We start from the raw sequence: 16,722 nt of genomic DNA, 5'->3' as shown, positions 1-16,722 counted from the left end.
TGTTTTTTCAAAACTGGCACGAGGTTTGATATAGCAATTGCGAACCATCGATTCTCACTGACCCGAGGTCAGGACAACAGTATCGATTTCATTTATATCAACTTAAGGAATGACCAATGAAACAAGTTATCAGCACCTTTGCCATCGCAGCCTTAACCAGTAGTGTAGTTATGGCAGGAGCCATGAAGAACCAGGCAGTAGAGAGCTTCGACGTACTGGATCTTGATCAGGATGGTACAGTCACTGCAACGGAAGCTGCAAGTCACCCCAAATTGGCTGAAGTATTCGCGACGATTGACCGTAACAAAGACTCCCAAATTAGCAAAGAGGAGTACAGCGCATACCTAGCGGAAATCGAAAAAAAGTCTTGATGCTCAATTTTTTGAGCGAACAAGCGGTGTCAATCATCTAGGTTAGAGATCACCGCTTACAGAGCCCCAGGGAGGTGAACGCAGCGCTGTATGGATACAGCCCGATAGTGCTCACCTCCTGAATGTCGGCAGTATAAATCCCCGAACTGCCGGCTCCCTTTGTCTTTACAGGAAAAACTTATCTGTCATCTTCCTGAGATCCAGCTTCCTGATCCAGCTTGGCTTGTCTGTTTAAATCAGCAGCGATAGCTGAAGTCACTGAAGCGGCGGCAACAGCGGATGTCACAGAAGTACCGGCAAGTAGCTGATTAGATGCCTTCTCAGCAGACGGGCCGATGGAAGATCCATTCACCTCATTTCCCGTCAACGCCTTTTCATTTTCCAGATCCTGCGGCATCAGGACATGGACAGATCGGTGGGCAAAGTGAATACCATTTTTTTCCAGTCCCGCTTTTACCCGCGTATAGGCTTCGCGGCGAATAACCCACTGTTCTCCGGGCTTGGAAGTAAACTTCATGCGAAAGATCAAAGCAGACTCCTCAACACGCATAACGCCTTGAGATTTAAGAGGAAGTATAAGATTAGGTCCTATTTCTTCATCTTCCATCATTGCCAGTCCAATCTTTTTGATGATCTTCCGGACTTTCTCGACATCAGTATCGTATGGGAGGCGAAACTCCAGTTTCATCGTCACCCAATCTCGCGATAGATTTTTTACCGTGGATATTTCACTGTAGGGAACTGTCTGAACAGCCCCCAGGTGATGCCGCAAACGCATTGATCGGATAGAAATATTCTCAACGGTACCGCGCATATTAGCCGCTTCAATATACTCACCTCGACGGAATGCATCATCAAGCAAGAAAAAGACACCTGAAATAATATCGGCAACCAGTTTCTGAGCCCCAAAACCAATAGCAATACCAACCACACCAGCCCCCGCCAGCAAGGGCGCAATTTCCACTCCGATAGAGCTCAATATAGACAGCACCACGGTCACCACAAGTACCGCAAGAATAAAGGACCTCATCAGTGGAAGCAGGGTTTCTGTTCTTGAAGCCCCTCCCCCGCCACCTTCACCTTCAGGACTTTCTGTTTCCTGTTCAACGGGTTCAGGCAACCGTCTTTCTATAGCCGATTGAATCAGTTCCCAGGTGATAAATGCCACCAGAATGATCACGACTATATCCAGCAGAGCCCTCAGTAAATTCTGTACCCAACCGGCTTCCATCATTGCCATTGTCTGATATCCCCAGCCCTCAGCCAGTGAAAAGACAGCAAAAGCCACTAACATGAGTCTCAAGCCATTTTGGAGAATTTGCCGGAAGCGTTTTGAACGCTGCTCAAAACGAGGACTCTGGAGCCAACGTAACTGGACCAGGTTAGATAACAGCACATAGAACAAACGATCCACCAATGGAAAAAGCAATGTAATCCACCAGCTGATTGTCAGTTTATCTGCAGCCTGAAAGTCTCCAGTAAATATTGCGTAGCCCCATATCAACCACAACGTCAGCAACCACATTGACACAAGCACGGGCCAGGCCTGAACGATGATTTGTTTAAGATTTGAATCAGCTGACTCATCATCACTGAACAGCTGGGTGATAGTATGTCGGTGAGTCCAGACAAAAACATTCACCATCAGATTCATCACTAATCCACCAACAGGCACGATCAATTGCACCATTATTGGCTCCAGACCCAAACCAGTTAACAATTCAACAACATTAATCAGCAGGGCGTAATAAAGAGAAAACGCAAGAACCCACCAATATATATTTGATGCCTGATGACAGTTGAGAGCCAGCGGCCTGATACCCCGGGCAGTAGGAGCAAAGACAGCTTGTCCCAACACGGCAATGAGACGAACAATGAATATCACTCCAAGCATTGCTAACAGCGCTGTACGCCAAGGACTATCGGCATCTGTCACCAGCATGGGTACGATCAGCGCACCCAAAGCAAAAACCCCGACCCGAACTAAATTGAACAACAGCCTGAGCAACATGTAGCAAAGGATAGTCAACCAATGATCAGTACTTTGGTTGGCAATATTGTCGCCCAGCTTCTGTAAACGCCAGCCCAACGTTTTCTCCAGTACAAGTCCTGACAAAACCATTAATCCGAACCAGCCCAGCAGTTCACCAAAACCATTCCACCCCCGCTGATTACTGATATTTTCCCATATTGCATTTATTTGCTGATCCCACCGACCGAGGCTCTCACGAATCCTATCGGCACTTATTTCAAACTGGCTGGAAGAGCGTTTAACCTGTTCCATCATCCCGGCCTTTGCAGAGTCTTCAACACCATAGCTCTGTTCAACTGGCCTGACTCCACCCTCGTCCATCAACTGAATCAACTTTTCCCGAACTTCAACATCACTCATTCGGGAAACATCAGTTTCGGCCGCCATCACACCAGGTAAAGGCATCATAGACGTCAGGATTAACATCAGTAGCACAATCAAAAACTGCTTTGGAAAGGATACAAGCGCCATGAAAACTCCTTTATATGAAGGGTAAAACGTTTCGATTGTAAGAACAGAGTCCTGGGGAAGCAATCAGAAAAGGAAGGCCTATAACTACAAGGCGCAATAGGTATCGCAGAATATGTCTGGCGATCGCCTTACTCCCGGAAAATACTCAACCACCATTGCCAAACGGATGATCAGTAACGAATGGCTGCTTTTTGCCTGTGTCGGTTGTCAGGAAGACGATTAGGAGCCGCTGGCCGTTTGCGAGCGGAGATGATCGCTAATCAATCCATTTCCCTCCAGCACACGATAAATTTTCTTACAGCGTTTTGCCAACTTTTGGATATCACCCAGTTTGGGCTCTTCTCCTTGCTGAAGTCGACTTTCCCAATCCTCAAGCTCCATATCAAGAAAATCCAGCAATTTCTTCGAACAACCAGTACAGGGCCCATTGCACAGTGAAGCGACAGGGGCATCAAAAGGAATAACCAACCGAGTCTGCTCAATAAGCTCTGACATAGCAGCGGTAGTAGATTTGCGTACAGGTTTCATTACTTAAGAAACAGTCAATTGAGTTGAAAACCAGATAATTATCGAACGAAAACCATACAATCCTAATTGTTTTTTTACCAATACCAAAGTATTTTCACAAAAAACGATAGATTAAGGAGCCCGGAAACAAGTCCCTTGGGCCTCAGGGGGGGTCGCTGAGAACATAATGGACTTATTCGAAGGTCCCCTAAACAATGGTGATAAGCAGAAAGAAATATTCATGTAACCGAGGATTTATACTACAAAATCAAAGCACTACTGGTAGTTCAATGGAAAAACTCACCCCATCACCCGGTTGACTATTACAGTCGATCGTTCCCCCCAGGGATTCTGTTATTAGCCCGAAAACAAGGTGCATGCCCAGACCACTGCTACCCTCTCCCCTTTTTGTTGTAAAAAACGGCTCAAACATACGCTGCTGATCCTGCTCAGAGATGCCGATACCATTATCAGAATAGTCAATCAGCAACTGATCCTCTTGCTCCTCGACTTTAATACCGATCAATCCATGACCTCTGTCCAACTCCGCAAATCCATGAATCAAACTGTTCATTATCAGGTTAGTCAACACCTGACAGAGTGCACCTGGCTTGGAGTTCATTTCGAGATAAGAAGGACAGTCTACAATAATTCGATGCTTACCTTTCTTTAGTGCAGGCTGCAGGCTTAGCACTACCGCATTAATATATTCCTCAAGACTGAACTGTCGGGTTTGATCGCTACTTTGGTCCACGGCAACGTTTTTAAAGCTTTCAATCAGTTCCGTCGCTCGCCGCAAATTCGCAATCAGAATATCTGAAGTTTCCTGCGACTCTCTTAAAAACTGGTCCAATTCATCACGGGTCAGCTTTTGTCTAGTAACCGATTTAACAATGCCTGAGGCTTCAACTTTAAGAAAAGAGGCTGCTGTCAGTGCGTTTCCAACCGGTGTATTGATCTCATGGGTGAGCCCTGCCACCATCCCCCCTAAAGCAGCGAGCTTTTCATTACGTAATAACTGATCCTGGACCATTTTAAGTTCAGTCAAATCCGTAGCGGTTCCCTGATAACCACTGAACGTACCATCAGCTTTAAAATACGGATTACCGCTGATTCTAATACTCATAGGGCTGCCATCAGCCTTAACACTGGCATATTCAAACTCTTTGATGCGCTGTCGAGCATTGATCGCATCTTCATATTGCTTCCAGTTTTCCGGATCCCTTGCTATTACCTCTTGACCTGCAAATTCCTGCCGTGTTTTACCGATAACATCAGTCTTTGCCAATTGAGTGATGTCATAAAATCGATCAGAGATATAGGTAAATCGTAGATTTTCATCGGTAACCCAGATCCAATCCGAAGCGGTCTCAGCGATATCTTTAAAGCGAATCTCGCTCTCTTTCAGCGCCTGTTCTGCTGTCACCTGTTCAGTTGCATCGCGGGCAGCGCCGCGATACCCCAGAAAGGTTCCATCACTACCGAACATTGCCTTGCCACTGGCCTGAATATGCCTGGCCTCACCACTTAGCGCTCTGACGGTATACGGGAACTCTCTGAAGTCACGATAATTTTCCATATCTTCACGGTGTTTTCTCCAGGCTTCTTCATCACGATCCACTAATAAAGGCTCAACGTACTCCCACCGGGTTTTACCAATAATATCAACAGGCCCAATACCCAACCTCTCCATCATATGTTCTGAGACATAGGTAAAACGATGGTCAGGGCCCGTTTCCCAAATGGAGTCAAACATATAATCAGTGATATCTTTATGGCGCTGCTCACTTCTCGCTAAGGATTCCTGCACCTTCCTCTTTTCAGCACTTTCCTCCTCTAATGCCTTGGAAGTCTGATCAATTTTATCCGCCAGCAGTTGCTGATTTTTACGGGAATAGAGATGCTCCTTCAACATCACTTCTATGCAGATCTTTACGATAGCCGCATACTCACGAGCCTTGGCAAGCGGCGCTGCAATCCCGACATTGGCCACTCGTTTTCCATTTAATTCAATAGGTTGATTACAGCCCTCAATCATTACATCGGACTTCACTGCCATCTCGGGAGAAATATCCAACCCATCCAATTCACCTGACATGATTCTTTTTGCCCCTTCATGTACGACTCCTAGCCGTCCTTCCAACGAACAGGCAACAATAACTCCCTGCCGATCCATGATGGATATATCACAGGGAAGACGTTGAGAAATTGCATCACAAATATCCTGAAGAACAGGCAGATTAAACCCTAGGTCGAAGTCAAAAGAGCCATTCGACGACAGTGCGGGGACTTCTGTTTTTTTCTTAAAATGGTCAGATTCAGTCATCAATACCTACAGGCTACTTTTACTTATTATGGCCTTATACCGTCCCATATAAGCGTAGTACAGCATCCTGAAAGTGCATCTTAAGACACTAATGAAGGGCCATCCCATAGGGGATTAACCTGTAGTGTCGGTGAATGCGTTTAGGCTCGACATTCAATAATCCATTCGGTCTCCTGCCCCTCAGAAGGTCTGAAGGAGAGGTTCGTTGGTTACTGATGTCGACCGGGTAATTGATCAAACTTCACAAGATCACAGGTTTCTATAGCCCAGGCAGCTTTGGAGTCCCAAAAAATATTCTGAGACGGCCGTATTCCTGGGTCACTGTCTAAGGTCCCTGCCGGTACAATATAAAGAGTGTGACTTTTATTCATCCAGGGCAGTGAAGAACCGCAGCGTTGGCAAAATGCGGTAGCAAAATGACGAGTATCTGCCGGCTCAAAGCGACCGACCTGGGATTCCCCCTGTAACCACAGAAACTGCTCGGGCGGGACAAAGATGTTGCTGGCATGAGCACTACCGGTAAACTTGCGACAGCGTGAACAATGGCAATACTGGAAGACAGAAAACGGTCCGTTTATCTGGTACTTAACCTCGCCACAAAGGCAGCTACCCAAGATACTTTCATTTCCCATTATTTAACGCCCCCTATCGCTCAGCCAGAGCTGTTAGCGCTCCAGTTCTGATTGAAAAGCCTTCTTTGCTTTAGCCAACGGAATCGATATACCAAACCCTTCGGTACCAACTTCCCGATAAGAAAGCTTTTGAGTATTTATACCTAAGACTTCACCCTTTTCTGTCACAAGAGGACCACCACTGTTGCCTGGCAAAATCTGAGTATCAGTAATAATCGCATCTCTTTGGACACGGGTAATGATTCCAGAGGTAACATAATCCCGACGCCCCAGAGGGCTTCCAATAGCGTATACCGTATCCCCCTGGGAAGGCCGTCCTCGATATTCGCTCAAAAAAGGCGTCTTATAGCCAAGAACTCTTAACAACGCCAAATCCAGATCCGCACTCAAAGACACCAGCTCAGCATGTACCACTGTGTCGTCTTTCAAAATTACTTTAAAATTACGAGATATATTGGAAGCACTGCTTCTTAGTCTGAATTTGGAACTTTCTCGATCATATTTTTGCTTGGCGATTTTATATTCGTTAAGAACCTTATCGTAATTGTCTTTCCAGTTCTCATATCTGTTCAGCAGCACCCGATAATCAGAATCAGCGGCAGCCTTTAAGGCACTTCCGCTTCTCTGCTCAATTCGCTGTTTATAGGACTTTAACTCTGAAGCCATCTTTTTTAATCGCGGCCCCTCCTTGTCCAACCACTTCTGGTTTTTCTTTAATCTGGCATCAAAAGCTTCAAGCTGTTTTTGAGATTTTTTCCAATGGCTGCTCTTTGCTGGCCTGACCACGTGTTTATTGGTCAACAAATAGCCACTATCAGAAATAAAGAAACCCGATCCGGTACCCAGTGGCGTTTCTATAGAGACCACTGCTAAGGTAACTCTTTCGATAGGAGTATTTGGATTAAATTTCTGTTCCAGTTGCTGCGCAAGGTTATTCTGTTGTGTAACAGAAAGAGCCCTCTCCGACTCAACTGCTGGTAAGTTGCCCGGCTCCTGCGTCCCTTGATGTTTTTTTTGAGAGTTGAGCTTTTGTTCCGCTGTTATCGGTTTGTCACTGAAATGCCAGTTTCCACCTTCGTCCTTGTACTTGTATATCTCACCATAGGCAATAGCATCAACAAACAGCAACGAGGCAAAAAAAACCACTCTGGTAACTGGGCTTAGCATCCTTTGGGTACCTTTCGGGCCTAAACATCCCATTGTACTGGTATTCTCTACACTCTATGTTTTAGACTCAAACCGGAATCAGCCTCCCGACTTCTTGGCCTGGAAACCTCGTTTATTAAGCTCTTCCACTAGAATATCCCGTTGCTCTCCTTGAATCTCAATAACCCCGTCTTTAACTGCACCTCCGGTACCACAGCGCTGTTTTAACTGTTTCGCCAGGGTTTTCATTTCGGCCGCATCTAAGGGCAACCCTGTAATGAGTGTAACTCCTTTACCTTTACGGCCCTTAGTTTCCCGACTGACACGAACCTTTCCATCTCCACCGGGTGCTGATGCATTACTGCAGATGCATTCATCCACCGGTTGACTGCAACCAGGACACATACGACCAAATTCCGTGGAGTAGACAACGCCTGATGTTTTATTTCGTGCCATAAATACAAAACCTACTGACCAGTGATAGAAGGCGAAAACGGTTAGATTACTGTATCAGAATTCTAACAACAGTCTTCAGTCTAATAAACCAGAGCCGCCCCCTTGCATCTCTGCATTCCGAATATCTGACCGCTCTAGAGCCCACAGAGAACAGAATCGACTTATTCAACGGAATGGATCAGTCAGTCCAGCAACCAGATCACTGCGTTTCTTAATCATTGTCTGAGCGGCTTTATTGACCTGGTATCCAAGCTCTTTAGCCGCTTCAAAAACCCGCTGTCGCGTTTTTTCGGAAATCCGGCTACTCGGATCAAAACTCCGGGATACGGTAGATTGCGATACGCCCGCTAGAATAGCGACATCGGCAGAAGTGGCATTATGTTTATTCATTGCATCTCAGCTGTGGAAAAGTAAATCTACCTGCTGGCTACGAATCCAGTGAACGATAAAGTGAAGACAAACTTAACTGTATAGCTTAAAAAGCCTCTTAACTCTTCAACCTAAAAATAACCAAACTAAAAACAACCAGGGCAAGCAACAACTAGAGCAAAAAACACCAGAGCAAAAAGCGATTGCCAGCAAAGCCGGTCATCAGCTCCCAAAGGTGGGCTAAGCCCAATACTTTAATCGGTCACCCGTCCACGCAGTGACTTGGTCTGACCACGCTTGGTTTTACTGTCCATACGCCTTTTTTGAGACCCCCGGGTTGGCTTTGTGGCTCTGCGTGCTTTCTGCACCACCGTAGCCGCCAGAATCAGTTCACGCAACCGGTTCAGGGCGTCTTCCCGGTTTTTCTCCTGGGTTCGGAATTGCTGCGCTTTGATAATAATTACGCCTTCTTTATTGATGCGCTGATCCTTCAAGGCTAACAACCGTTCTTTGTAAAACGCGGGTAAAGAGGAACTTTTGATATCAAAACGTAAATGGACTGCAGATGAAACCTTATTGACATTCTGGCCGCCAGCTCCCTGAGCACGGATTGCAGAAAGATCAATCTCTTCATCAGGAACAGAAACATGGTTCGATAAGATCAACATAAAAACACACTGAGACTTAAGCTAAAGAAGAAGTTTATCTCTTGATGAACAAAGAGACCAGAATGAGTGGAGTAGGTTTAGAGTGAAAGAGCGTTAGGGTGGCAGTATGCCCAGAGTCTGACTAAATTAAAACTTGGCTGTCAGAAAATTTAACCAACCCTGCTCTTTACAGTGGCTGTCCGCGTCCTGATTTTTTTGTTGAGACAACCTGATATTTCGAAACGGTACCCAAAGGACTCTTAAATACACCAGCACAAAGTGGATCTCTCATGTTCAAGAGTTACAGTGAAATATTCCGCCAACGCGCCCATTCCTATCATGAGGCCATGAACACCTGGCCAGAGGCTCGCAACCAGGAATTCAATGCTCTGATCAACCAAACGCCGATACACCGTCAGGATAGAATTTGTGATGTCCCCGCAGGCGGTGGCTATCTCGCCAATTACCTACGCTCTTATGACGTATCTTATACAGCGATCGAAACCGCCCATTACTTTTTTGAACAATGCCCGGATATCCAAGGAAATAAGCGGATATTAAGTGAGTTAGACAATATTGATTTGCCAGACACAGCGTTCGACATCATCTTTTCTTTAGCCGGTTTACACCATATTGAGGACCGCGGGCAAGTCTATCGGGAACTGCACCGATTGTTAAAACCCGCAGGAACCGCAGTCATCGCTGATGTAAAGACGAACACTGCAACCGCCTTATTTCTCAACCAATTTGTAAACCAGCACAACAGCATGGGGCACGAAGGGATTTTTCTAAACGAACGGGATTTACAATTGCTGGAGGATGGCGGATTCAGTATAACCAGCAATAAACAGATAAGTTATTATTGGCGTTTTCCATCGGTTGAAGCAATGGCTACCTACTGCCGACTCATGTTTGGCTTGGATCAGGCTAACAATGATGTGGTTGTAGAAGGTATTTCGCAGTATCTGGGTTTTCAAGAGCAACATTCAACCGTCGAGATGAACTGGTCTTTGCAATTTTTAACCGCTAAAAAAATAGTAGCTAATTGATGCATATATCCAGCATTCAAACAGAAACCCAAGATGAAACAACAACGATCAGTGCCTCTATTGATGATTTTGAGCTTTGGTTTCAGGTACCTCGTCCCTTTGGCCGTGCTGACGTGGCTGATCCCTTTGTAGCAGCCGCCCTACTCCCGGCAATGAAAAGGGGTGAAAATATCGTTGTTGATCCAGCTATCAAGCTGTCTTACACCTTGTTTCAGGGAATCAAACAATTACAGGACATCTATCAGGCATGGTGGCCAAAATTACAGAAAATCAACATCGAAGCAACCATTGCTCCCAGCCCTGTACAACATCAAAGCTATGCATCATTTTTTTCAGGTGGTGTTGACAGCCTTTACTCATTCTACACTCACCAAAAGGAAATCGATTACCTGATATTCCTGCATGGGGTGGATATTCAACTGGACAATCACAACTTACGAGAAGAAGTTTCAAAGCGGAATCAGGTATTTGCTAATCAGCATGGCGCACAATTAGTGGAAGTGACCACAAATATCCGCTATTTCGCGCATCACTGCGGGTATTCCTGGAGCCATCATTTTTGCGGTGCCGGTTTGGGCAGTATTGCTTTGCTATTAGGTTTCAGACATACCCTGATACCTGCCAGTCAACCATTTGTGAATTTGTACCCTGATGGAAGTACGCCAGTTGCTGATCATTTGTTCTCCAGCGAAGCCACTCAAATCTACTACGATGGTGGTCTTATCCGTCATGAAAAAATTCAGTACCTTGCTACTCAACCAGAGGCGATGGCACTGCTGCGAGTCTGCTGGCAGGATAATGGGTATAACTGCGGCCATTGCGAGAAATGTCTGCGGACAATGCTGATTTTACGAATCTTTGACATCACATGCCCTTCACTCCCCAGATTACAGAACCTTTCCGATTTGAAGGATTGGAGAATCAGTGACGAGGGCGAAGCATACATTTTTAAAAATCTATTACGTGCAGCCAAAGCTGCCGATAACAGGGAAATATATAACTTTCTCCGTTTAATCGATCTTCGGGAAAGACTGAAGCGTGGTATTGTCGCTCTGGATAAACAGCTGTTTTTGGGTAAGCTGAAATCCGTATTTACCGCGATCAAGCAGATAAAAAATCGATAGCTTATTAATCTTTTGAGATTATTTATGAACAAATCCGAGCCAATCACAGGCGAATGTTTTTGCGGTAACATAACCTATCAGATAGCAGGATCACTTCAAGATCCTCGCTCCTGCCACTGCTCAAGGTGCAGAAAAGCATTTAGCTCTCAAGCTTCAGCCTATGCACTGGTGAATCCAAATGAATTTACCTGGTTATCGGGAGAACATCTGCTGACTTCCTATGTGGGGAAAGATGGATTTGGACTTCAGTTCTGCAAAATATGCGGATCTACACTCTGTGGAATCCACAAGGGCATTGTTCATGGAATCACTCTTGGCTGCGTGAACGGCAACCCTGACATTGAGCTTGGTATGCATATATACGTAGGCTCAAAAGCAAGCTGGGAAACAATCCCCGACGGAATACCTCAATATGAGGAGGGGCCACCCAAGCAACCCCAATAAGTCCGCTAACCATAGGAAACCTGTAAACAAACAATTTGAATGAGTCCTGCGTACATGAGAGATGTAGAAATATCCAAAGAGCCCGTTGAGCTATACAAAATTCTAAAATTCGAAGGATTAGTCGCCAGTGGTGCTGAAGCCAAATCAGCTATTGCCGAAGGTTTGGTAGCGGTAAACGGCAGCATCGAAACCAGAAAACGAAAAAAGATAGTATCAGGTGACATTATCAAATTTGGGGATGAAACATTTCGTATCCAATTGAGCCCGTAACTCATACCTAACGACTGATAAGCCTCTGAGAACATAAAAACATATTTAGAAGCAATTGGTATTCAGAAAAAGTCCTTGCTGCGAATAGCAGCAAGGCAGCGCAGAACTATAGCGGTTTTACAGCCATGCACAGATCTAATACAAATTTATCATCAGGATGATTATCAGCTGTCTCGTGATAAATTTCATAGCATGGGCGATCATCAGGTTGATAGCGATTAATTAATCACCTGGCAGATTCTTCGCTCATATTCGCGATGAGTTCGACTGCTTTCCATGCCTTCGTTTTTTAAAACAATTCTTCTCTCAAGAAGTTTATACTTAAGGCCTCGATGAATTACGGAAACCTTATCGGCTTTCCATCACTTCAAGGCGCTCGGTATTGGCTATTCGGACCTGTTGCCCCTGAATCGTTTTGAAACTGCGTTCTTCCATATCCCCCTTATAGACCTGATAGCGTATCTGTTCTCCACTCTGGGGATTAATTACTTTTACCTCCAAAAGAGTTCGGCTGTCGTTCCAGTCATAGATGAAAAATCCAACGGCACCCGCTACCGATAAAAATACCAGCCCTGTTGCCAGCCAGCGTACAACGGTCGAGGGAATCGCAGGGGTTGGAGTATTGTCATCACCCTTCAATCGTTGTGACGATATATCACCCTGCTCAAGATTGCGTTTATAGCGAAGATAGGTATAACAGCCGACAATAATCAGCGCCGTCAACAAAATTTTAGTTAACATGAATATCCTTGGTACTGGAAACCTTCAGACTATACGTTCTTCATTAAACTGTTCCAACAACCATCTTCTTACCCTGTCATTCTTTTTCATTGTCGCCTTGTATGCCGGAACAATCATGTAGTAGCCATAGCCACTATCAAACCGAATATTTAATAGATTTACCAGAGCCCCCTTCTCCACTTTGGGTCTGACCATAAAGCCAGGCACTAAGCCAATTCCTGCCCCCTGTAAGATGGCCTCCATCGTCATATAAAAGTGCTCAAAGCCGGTACCAAAAGTTAATGAAGGAGGCACCCTGGTCGCAAGCTGCCCCGTCAACAATGTCTGCCAGAGTTGAGGACGAGTCAAATGAGGTAATAGGGTCTGTCTGCCGAGTTCTTCTATCCCCATCAGAGGCTGCTCAATTTGTTGCTGGGGGCTTGCCACCAGCCACAGCCGCTCCGCCAGCAAGAGATGAGAATCAGCGTAACTCCCCAGTGGAAGACAACGAACAGCAATATCGCCATGAATATCCTTTGAATGAACATGACCATCACCCGTGCTGATTTCCAGATGAATATCCGGGTGCTTAGCAGTAAATTCTTTCAGTCGGGGAATTAACCACAACGAACTGAATGATGGGGTCACCTCCAGAGAGACCACTGATTCGTGCTTGGAAGTCTGTTTTAACAGCGAAGTCGCCGATTGAATGGAATCCAGTGACTGACTGATGACCGGAAAGTATCGCTCGCCCGCCGCGGTTAAACGAATTCCCGAAGAAAGCCTTTCAAATAAGATCTGATCAAGGTAATGCTCAAGTTGCTGAACCTGCTTACTGATTGCCCCCTGAGTAACACACAGCTCCTGAGCAGCACGAGAAAAACTCAAGCAACGGGCCGCAGCTTCAAAAGCCTTTAACGCATTAAGCGGTGGCAAGTTACGTTTCATTTACACTTCCCTCTTTTACATTTCCCTCGTTGGTCCATAACAGCCCATACCTGATATTCCTTTTTCTCATACCAAGACAGAATAACTCGTTTGCGCAGCTCCACAAAGCAGAATCTAATAAGCCTTACAGCCGGGGCCTATTACTCCATCAGAACCTTAGAGACAAGCGAGCGCCACCATGAGCCAGCTATTCCATCGTCATTGCCACAGTCATCTGCCTACCGCTGTCCGTGGTGAAGGGGCCTATATTTTTGACAATACCGGTAAGGCCTATCTGGATGCCTGTGGTGGTGCTGCCGTATCCTGTCTTGGCCACAGCCATCCAAGGATTCGCAGCGCCATTCATCAGCAGCTCGATCAGTTGGCCTATGCCCATAGTGGCTTCTTTACCACTGATGCAAGCGAAGAGTTAGCCGATTACCTGGCTGCCAGAGCCCCTGGAGATCTTAACCATATCTACTTTGTCAGTGGTGGTTCGGAAGCGGTTGAATCGGCACTCAAGCTGGCTAGACAGTATTTTCTGGAAATCGGTCAGCCAGAACGTACTCGCTTTATCTCTCGACGTCAGAGCTATCATGGTAATACTCTGGGTGCCTTAGGCGTGGGCGGAAATGCCTGGCGCCGTGCACCTTACGATCCACTGTTAACCAGCAGTGACCACATTTCCCCATGTTTTGCCTATCGCGATAAAAAAGCAGATGAAAGTGAATATGAATATGGTCAGCGAGTAGCAAACGAATTAGAACACAAGTTGCAGGAACTGGGACCAGAGACCGTGCTGGCCTTTATCGCTGAACCGGTTGTCGGAGCCACTGCCGGCGCAGTCCCTGCCGTCGACGGCTACTTTTCTCGTATCCGTCAAATATGTGACCAATATGGAATTTTGCTGATACTTGACGAAGTGATGTGCGGAATGGGACGAACAGGTAGTCTTTTCGCCCAGCAACAGGATAACATCCAGGCGGACATCGTTACTATTGCCAAAGGACTTGGCGCAGGATACCAACCGATTGGAGCGATGATCGCCAGCTCAGGTATTTACCAGGCAATTGCCGAAGGTAGTGGTTTTTTTCAGCATGGTCATACCTACATGGCCCATGCAACAGCATCTGCTGCTGCATTAGCAGTACTGCAAACCATTGAGGAAGAAGATCTTCTCAGTCATGTCAGAAAGCAAGGGGAAGCGCTCCAGGCACTATTGCGTCACAGCTTCTCCAATCACCCTCATGTTGGTGATATTCGGGGTCGGGGTCTATTTCTGGGACTGGAGTTAGTACAGGATAAAGCGAGCAAAAAACCATTCAGCCCGAAAACGGCTCTGGCAACGAAAATAAAGCAAACGGCAATGGAAGCCGGATTAATGTGCTACCCCATGCCAGGAACCATCGATGGAGAGCTGGGTCACCATATAATGCTGGCGCCGCCCTTTATCGTTACCGATACTCAGCTCGATGAACTGGTTGACAAGCTATCCCTATCTCTCGATAAAACCTTTACAAAGCTGGTTGCGTCTGATTAATCCGCGGCCATTTAACTCGATAGCAGCACCTAAGGAACCTATCCATCACCGGAGTATTGTAATGCAACCCCCTTGTTTAATTATGGTCGCTCCCAACGGAGCCCGCCGCAGCAAAAATGATCATCCGGCGCTACCTGTAACCCCGGAAGAAATGGCCGAAGAGGTTGCAGCCTGTGTTGCAGCAGGTGCTGCAATGGTCCACCTGCATTCCCGTGATAAAAACGGGCAACATAGTCTTGAGATTGATGACAATGCAGCAATGCTGCGTCAGGTTACAACACAACTTGGGGATCAAGTGGTTATACAGTTGACCACTGAAGCAGTGGGCGTTTACCAACCGGATCAGCAAATGAAGCTGATAAAAGAACTCCAGCCAGAGGCCGCCTCCTTTGCCATTAAAGAATTAATCCCTGATGACAGTTGGCTCGACAAAGGCGCAGAGTTTTTTTCCTGGGTTCAGAGTAAGGGGATCCTTGCTCAATACATTATTTACAGTGCTGAAGAATTGGAAAGGTACTTCAATTTAGTCGCAGCAGGCGTACTGCCTGCTGAAGGTCACCATTTGCTGTTTGTGCTCGGACGCTATCAAAAAAAGCAACAGTCTGATCCTCGGGATCTACTAGCATTTTTAAACCAGTACTTCAGCCAATCAGCAGATTTACCGAGTCCCCCCTGGGCAACCTGTGCGTTCGGGCAACTGGAACTGCAATGTCTGGCAAGTGCCAGCAGTATGGGTGGTGACGTTCGTGTCGGGTTTGAAAACAACATACTTCGACCTGACGGTAGCCAGGCTCAAAACAATGCCGAGCAGGTTGGTCGCTTACGGCAGGTTATCAACGATATGGGCAGAACGGTTCATTCAGCCACAAGCCTGAGACAATTCTATAACCTTCGTTGACCTGACAGATAAGGTATATAAACAGATATGCCAGGATGCTCAGGAATCTGCGAAAACTCCCCACCACCTCTGATTTACTGTTCAACAGGCAAGCATCCGGTCAGAGCAAATGAATAAATCGGAGATCCAGGGTTCAGCATGAACATAAAAAAACCAGTGCTGAGCCCGGACAGATATTTTGATCAACTGAGTCGCTGAATCAGGCTTCTACAACTAGAATGAAAAGTGTTTCCCAATTTCCTGTAATAGCAGTTTAAGTGCTTTCAAGTAACCAGACACCGGTCTAAATCTGCTACTGCTATGGAGACCAAATCATGAAGCCAGTTCTAACCCATATCGCTTTGCATATCCAGGATTTGGATGCATGCCGTGTATTTTACCAGGAATTTTGCCAACTCAGGGTCATTCATGAGCGCCACCCCCACGGCAAAACTATTTTATGGATGGCCGAAGCGGGTCGCGAACAGGAGTTTGTTTTTGTTCTGATTTCTGGAGGCCCTAACCACCCCCATGATGGACAGGATTTCAGTCATTTAGGATTCGCTGTCGATAGCAAAGCAGCCGTGGATGTTATTGCCGACAGAGCTCGTCTTGAAGGTTGCCTGGTATGGGAGCCCGTCGATGAACCCTTTCCTGTGGGGTACTATTGTGGGCTACGAGATCCTGACGGGAATTATATTGAATTCAGTTACGGCCAGCCTCTCGGACCGGGTGCACCTTCCCTGGATGATCACTTCCATCTGGCCAGCGATGGTATTGAATGAAGCAGACTCCCCTGTCATTGTTGTGATTT

The 16,722-nt window shown here is 46.2% G+C and carries 18 protein-coding genes; 8 read left to right on the top strand and 10 right to left on the bottom strand.

Annotated elements, in window-relative coordinates; all coding sequences use genetic code 11:
• Positions 1 to 116: 116 nt before the first annotated feature.
• Positions 117 to 371 carry a hypothetical protein gene (locus tag BGP75_RS06910; RefSeq protein ID WP_083704668.1) on the top strand — a complete coding sequence of 85 codons (255 nt, stop codon included), beginning with the start codon at positions 117 to 119 and terminating at the stop codon, positions 369 to 371.
• A 178-nt stretch (positions 372 to 549) separates the two neighbouring features.
• Here the strand turns inward: BGP75_RS06910 and BGP75_RS06905 are convergent, their stop codons facing one another.
• From BGP75_RS06905 to arfB, 8 genes are all read right to left on the bottom strand, one after another.
• Complete coding sequence (locus BGP75_RS06905; protein ID WP_083704667.1) at positions 550 to 2,874, bottom strand: mechanosensitive ion channel family protein; 2,325 nt, start codon at positions 2,872 to 2,874, stop codon at positions 550 to 552.
• A gap of 219 nt (positions 2,875 to 3,093) precedes the next feature.
• Positions 3,094 to 3,402: a hypothetical protein gene (locus BGP75_RS06900; RefSeq protein ID WP_076716979.1), complete on the bottom strand. Its 309-nt coding sequence runs from the start codon at positions 3,400 to 3,402 to the stop codon at positions 3,094 to 3,096.
• 247 nt (positions 3,403 to 3,649) lie between these two features.
• Entirely contained in the window at positions 3,650 to 5,707 is a 2,058-nt protein-coding gene (locus tag BGP75_RS06895; protein WP_076716976.1) for a PAS domain S-box protein, read from the bottom strand.
• 209 nt (positions 5,708 to 5,916) lie between these two features.
• Positions 5,917 to 6,339, bottom strand: a complete 423-nt coding sequence (locus BGP75_RS06890; RefSeq protein WP_076716974.1) for a GFA family protein — start codon at positions 6,337 to 6,339, stop codon at positions 5,917 to 5,919.
• Positions 6,340 to 6,372: 33 nt separating this feature from the next.
• On the bottom strand, positions 6,373 to 7,506 hold the full coding sequence (locus BGP75_RS06885; protein WP_076716972.1) for a trypsin-like peptidase domain-containing protein: 1,134 nt from the start codon (positions 7,504 to 7,506) through the stop codon (positions 6,373 to 6,375).
• 78 nt (positions 7,507 to 7,584) lie between these two features.
• Positions 7,585 to 7,941 (bottom strand): translation initiation factor Sui1, encoded by a 357-nt coding sequence (locus tag BGP75_RS06880; RefSeq protein WP_076716969.1) that lies wholly within the window; start codon positions 7,939 to 7,941, stop codon positions 7,585 to 7,587.
• 165 nt (positions 7,942 to 8,106) lie between these two features.
• Positions 8,107 to 8,331, bottom strand: a complete 225-nt coding sequence (locus tag BGP75_RS06875; RefSeq protein ID WP_076716966.1) for a LacI family DNA-binding transcriptional regulator — start codon at positions 8,329 to 8,331, stop codon at positions 8,107 to 8,109.
• Between the two features lie 233 nt (positions 8,332 to 8,564).
• Positions 8,565 to 8,978, bottom strand: coding sequence for an alternative ribosome rescue aminoacyl-tRNA hydrolase ArfB (gene arfB, locus BGP75_RS06870; RefSeq protein ID WP_076716964.1), 414 nt, complete (start codon positions 8,976 to 8,978; stop codon positions 8,565 to 8,567).
• Between the two features lie 269 nt (positions 8,979 to 9,247).
• On the opposite strand from arfB, the gene BGP75_RS06865 reads away from it, so the two are divergent.
• Genes BGP75_RS06865 through BGP75_RS06850 form a run of 4 tightly spaced genes read left to right on the top strand, consistent with a single transcriptional unit; the run spans position 9,248 to position 11,844 of the window.
• On the top strand, positions 9,248 to 10,006 hold the full coding sequence (locus tag BGP75_RS06865) for a methyltransferase domain-containing protein (RefSeq protein WP_076716961.1): 759 nt from the start codon (positions 9,248 to 9,250) through the stop codon (positions 10,004 to 10,006).
• Positions 10,006 to 11,130, top strand: coding sequence for a hypothetical protein (locus tag BGP75_RS06860; RefSeq protein ID WP_076716958.1), 1,125 nt, complete (start codon positions 10,006 to 10,008; stop codon positions 11,128 to 11,130). Before BGP75_RS06865 ends, BGP75_RS06860 begins: the two co-directional genes overlap by 1 nt.
• A gap of 24 nt (positions 11,131 to 11,154) precedes the next feature.
• Complete coding sequence (locus tag BGP75_RS06855) at positions 11,155 to 11,574, top strand: GFA family protein (protein ID WP_076716955.1); 420 nt, start codon at positions 11,155 to 11,157, stop codon at positions 11,572 to 11,574.
• Positions 11,575 to 11,628: 54 nt separating this feature from the next.
• A complete protein-coding gene (locus BGP75_RS06850; RefSeq protein WP_076717619.1) occupies positions 11,629 to 11,844 on the top strand; it encodes an RNA-binding S4 domain-containing protein in 216 nt (71 codons plus the stop codon).
• A gap of 348 nt (positions 11,845 to 12,192) precedes the next feature.
• Here BGP75_RS06850 and BGP75_RS06845 read toward each other — a convergent pair whose 3' ends face one another.
• A complete protein-coding gene (locus BGP75_RS06845; protein WP_076716952.1) occupies positions 12,193 to 12,585 on the bottom strand; it encodes a hypothetical protein in 393 nt (130 codons plus the stop codon).
• A 24-nt stretch (positions 12,586 to 12,609) separates the two neighbouring features.
• Positions 12,610 to 13,512, bottom strand: coding sequence for a LysR substrate-binding domain-containing protein (locus tag BGP75_RS06840; RefSeq protein ID WP_076716949.1), 903 nt, complete (start codon positions 13,510 to 13,512; stop codon positions 12,610 to 12,612).
• A 178-nt stretch (positions 13,513 to 13,690) separates the two neighbouring features.
• Between BGP75_RS06840 and BGP75_RS06835 the strand changes: the two genes are divergently transcribed.
• The 3 genes from BGP75_RS06835 to BGP75_RS06825 all read left to right on the top strand — a co-directional run bounded on the left by BGP75_RS06835 (position 13,691) and on the right by BGP75_RS06825 (position 16,693).
• A complete protein-coding gene (locus BGP75_RS06835) occupies positions 13,691 to 15,031 on the top strand; it encodes an aspartate aminotransferase family protein (protein WP_076716947.1) in 1,341 nt (446 codons plus the stop codon).
• Positions 15,032 to 15,092: 61 nt separating this feature from the next.
• Positions 15,093 to 15,929, top strand: coding sequence for a 3-keto-5-aminohexanoate cleavage protein (locus BGP75_RS06830; RefSeq protein ID WP_076716944.1), 837 nt, complete (start codon positions 15,093 to 15,095; stop codon positions 15,927 to 15,929).
• Between the two features lie 314 nt (positions 15,930 to 16,243).
• Positions 16,244 to 16,693 carry a VOC family protein gene (locus BGP75_RS06825; RefSeq protein WP_076716941.1) on the top strand — a complete coding sequence of 150 codons (450 nt, stop codon included), beginning with the start codon at positions 16,244 to 16,246 and terminating at the stop codon, positions 16,691 to 16,693.
• The last annotated feature ends 29 nt before the right edge of the window (positions 16,694 to 16,722 follow it).

Source organism: Motiliproteus sp. MSK22-1 (genome assembly GCF_001968815.1).
Lineage (GTDB): Bacteria > Pseudomonadota > Gammaproteobacteria > Pseudomonadales > Balneatricaceae > Motiliproteus.
Note: the sequence above shows the minus strand (reverse complement) of the source record. Positions and strands in the feature narration are given on the sequence as shown.

Coding starts and splice junctions, on each gene's coding strand:
- BGP75_RS06855 (WP_076716955.1), top strand. CDS start 11,155: ATGAACAAATCCGAGCCAATCACAGGCGAATGTTTTTGCGGTAACATA.
- BGP75_RS06865 (WP_076716961.1), top strand. CDS start 9,248: ATGTTCAAGAGTTACAGTGAAATATTCCGCCAACGCGCCCATTCCTAT.
- BGP75_RS06890 (WP_076716974.1), bottom strand. CDS start 6,339: ATGGGAAATGAAAGTATCTTGGGTAGCTGCCTTTGTGGCGAGGTTAAG.
- BGP75_RS06835 (WP_076716947.1), top strand. CDS start 13,691: ATGAGCCAGCTATTCCATCGTCATTGCCACAGTCATCTGCCTACCGCT.
- BGP75_RS06860 (WP_076716958.1), top strand. CDS start 10,006: ATGCATATATCCAGCATTCAAACAGAAACCCAAGATGAAACAACAACG.
- BGP75_RS06825 (WP_076716941.1), top strand. CDS start 16,244: ATGAAGCCAGTTCTAACCCATATCGCTTTGCATATCCAGGATTTGGAT.
- BGP75_RS06895 (WP_076716976.1), bottom strand. CDS start 5,707: ATGACTGAATCTGACCATTTTAAGAAAAAAACAGAAGTCCCCGCACTG.
- BGP75_RS06830 (WP_076716944.1), top strand. CDS start 15,093: ATGCAACCCCCTTGTTTAATTATGGTCGCTCCCAACGGAGCCCGCCGC.
- BGP75_RS06900 (WP_076716979.1), bottom strand. CDS start 3,402: ATGAAACCTGTACGCAAATCTACTACCGCTGCTATGTCAGAGCTTATT.
- BGP75_RS06885 (WP_076716972.1), bottom strand. CDS start 7,506: ATGCTAAGCCCAGTTACCAGAGTGGTTTTTTTTGCCTCGTTGCTGTTT.
- BGP75_RS06840 (WP_076716949.1), bottom strand. CDS start 13,512: ATGAAACGTAACTTGCCACCGCTTAATGCGTTAAAGGCTTTTGAAGCT.
- BGP75_RS06845 (WP_076716952.1), bottom strand. CDS start 12,585: ATGTTAACTAAAATTTTGTTGACGGCGCTGATTATTGTCGGCTGTTAT.
- BGP75_RS06850 (WP_076717619.1), top strand. CDS start 11,629: ATGAGAGATGTAGAAATATCCAAAGAGCCCGTTGAGCTATACAAAATT.
- BGP75_RS06905 (WP_083704667.1), bottom strand. CDS start 2,874: ATGGCGCTTGTATCCTTTCCAAAGCAGTTTTTGATTGTGCTACTGATG.
- BGP75_RS06880 (WP_076716969.1), bottom strand. CDS start 7,941: ATGGCACGAAATAAAACATCAGGCGTTGTCTACTCCACGGAATTTGGT.
- BGP75_RS06875 (WP_076716966.1), bottom strand. CDS start 8,331: ATGAATAAACATAATGCCACTTCTGCCGATGTCGCTATTCTAGCGGGC.
- BGP75_RS06910 (WP_083704668.1), top strand. CDS start 117: ATGAAACAAGTTATCAGCACCTTTGCCATCGCAGCCTTAACCAGTAGT.
- arfB (WP_076716964.1), bottom strand. CDS start 8,978: ATGTTGATCTTATCGAACCATGTTTCTGTTCCTGATGAAGAGATTGAT.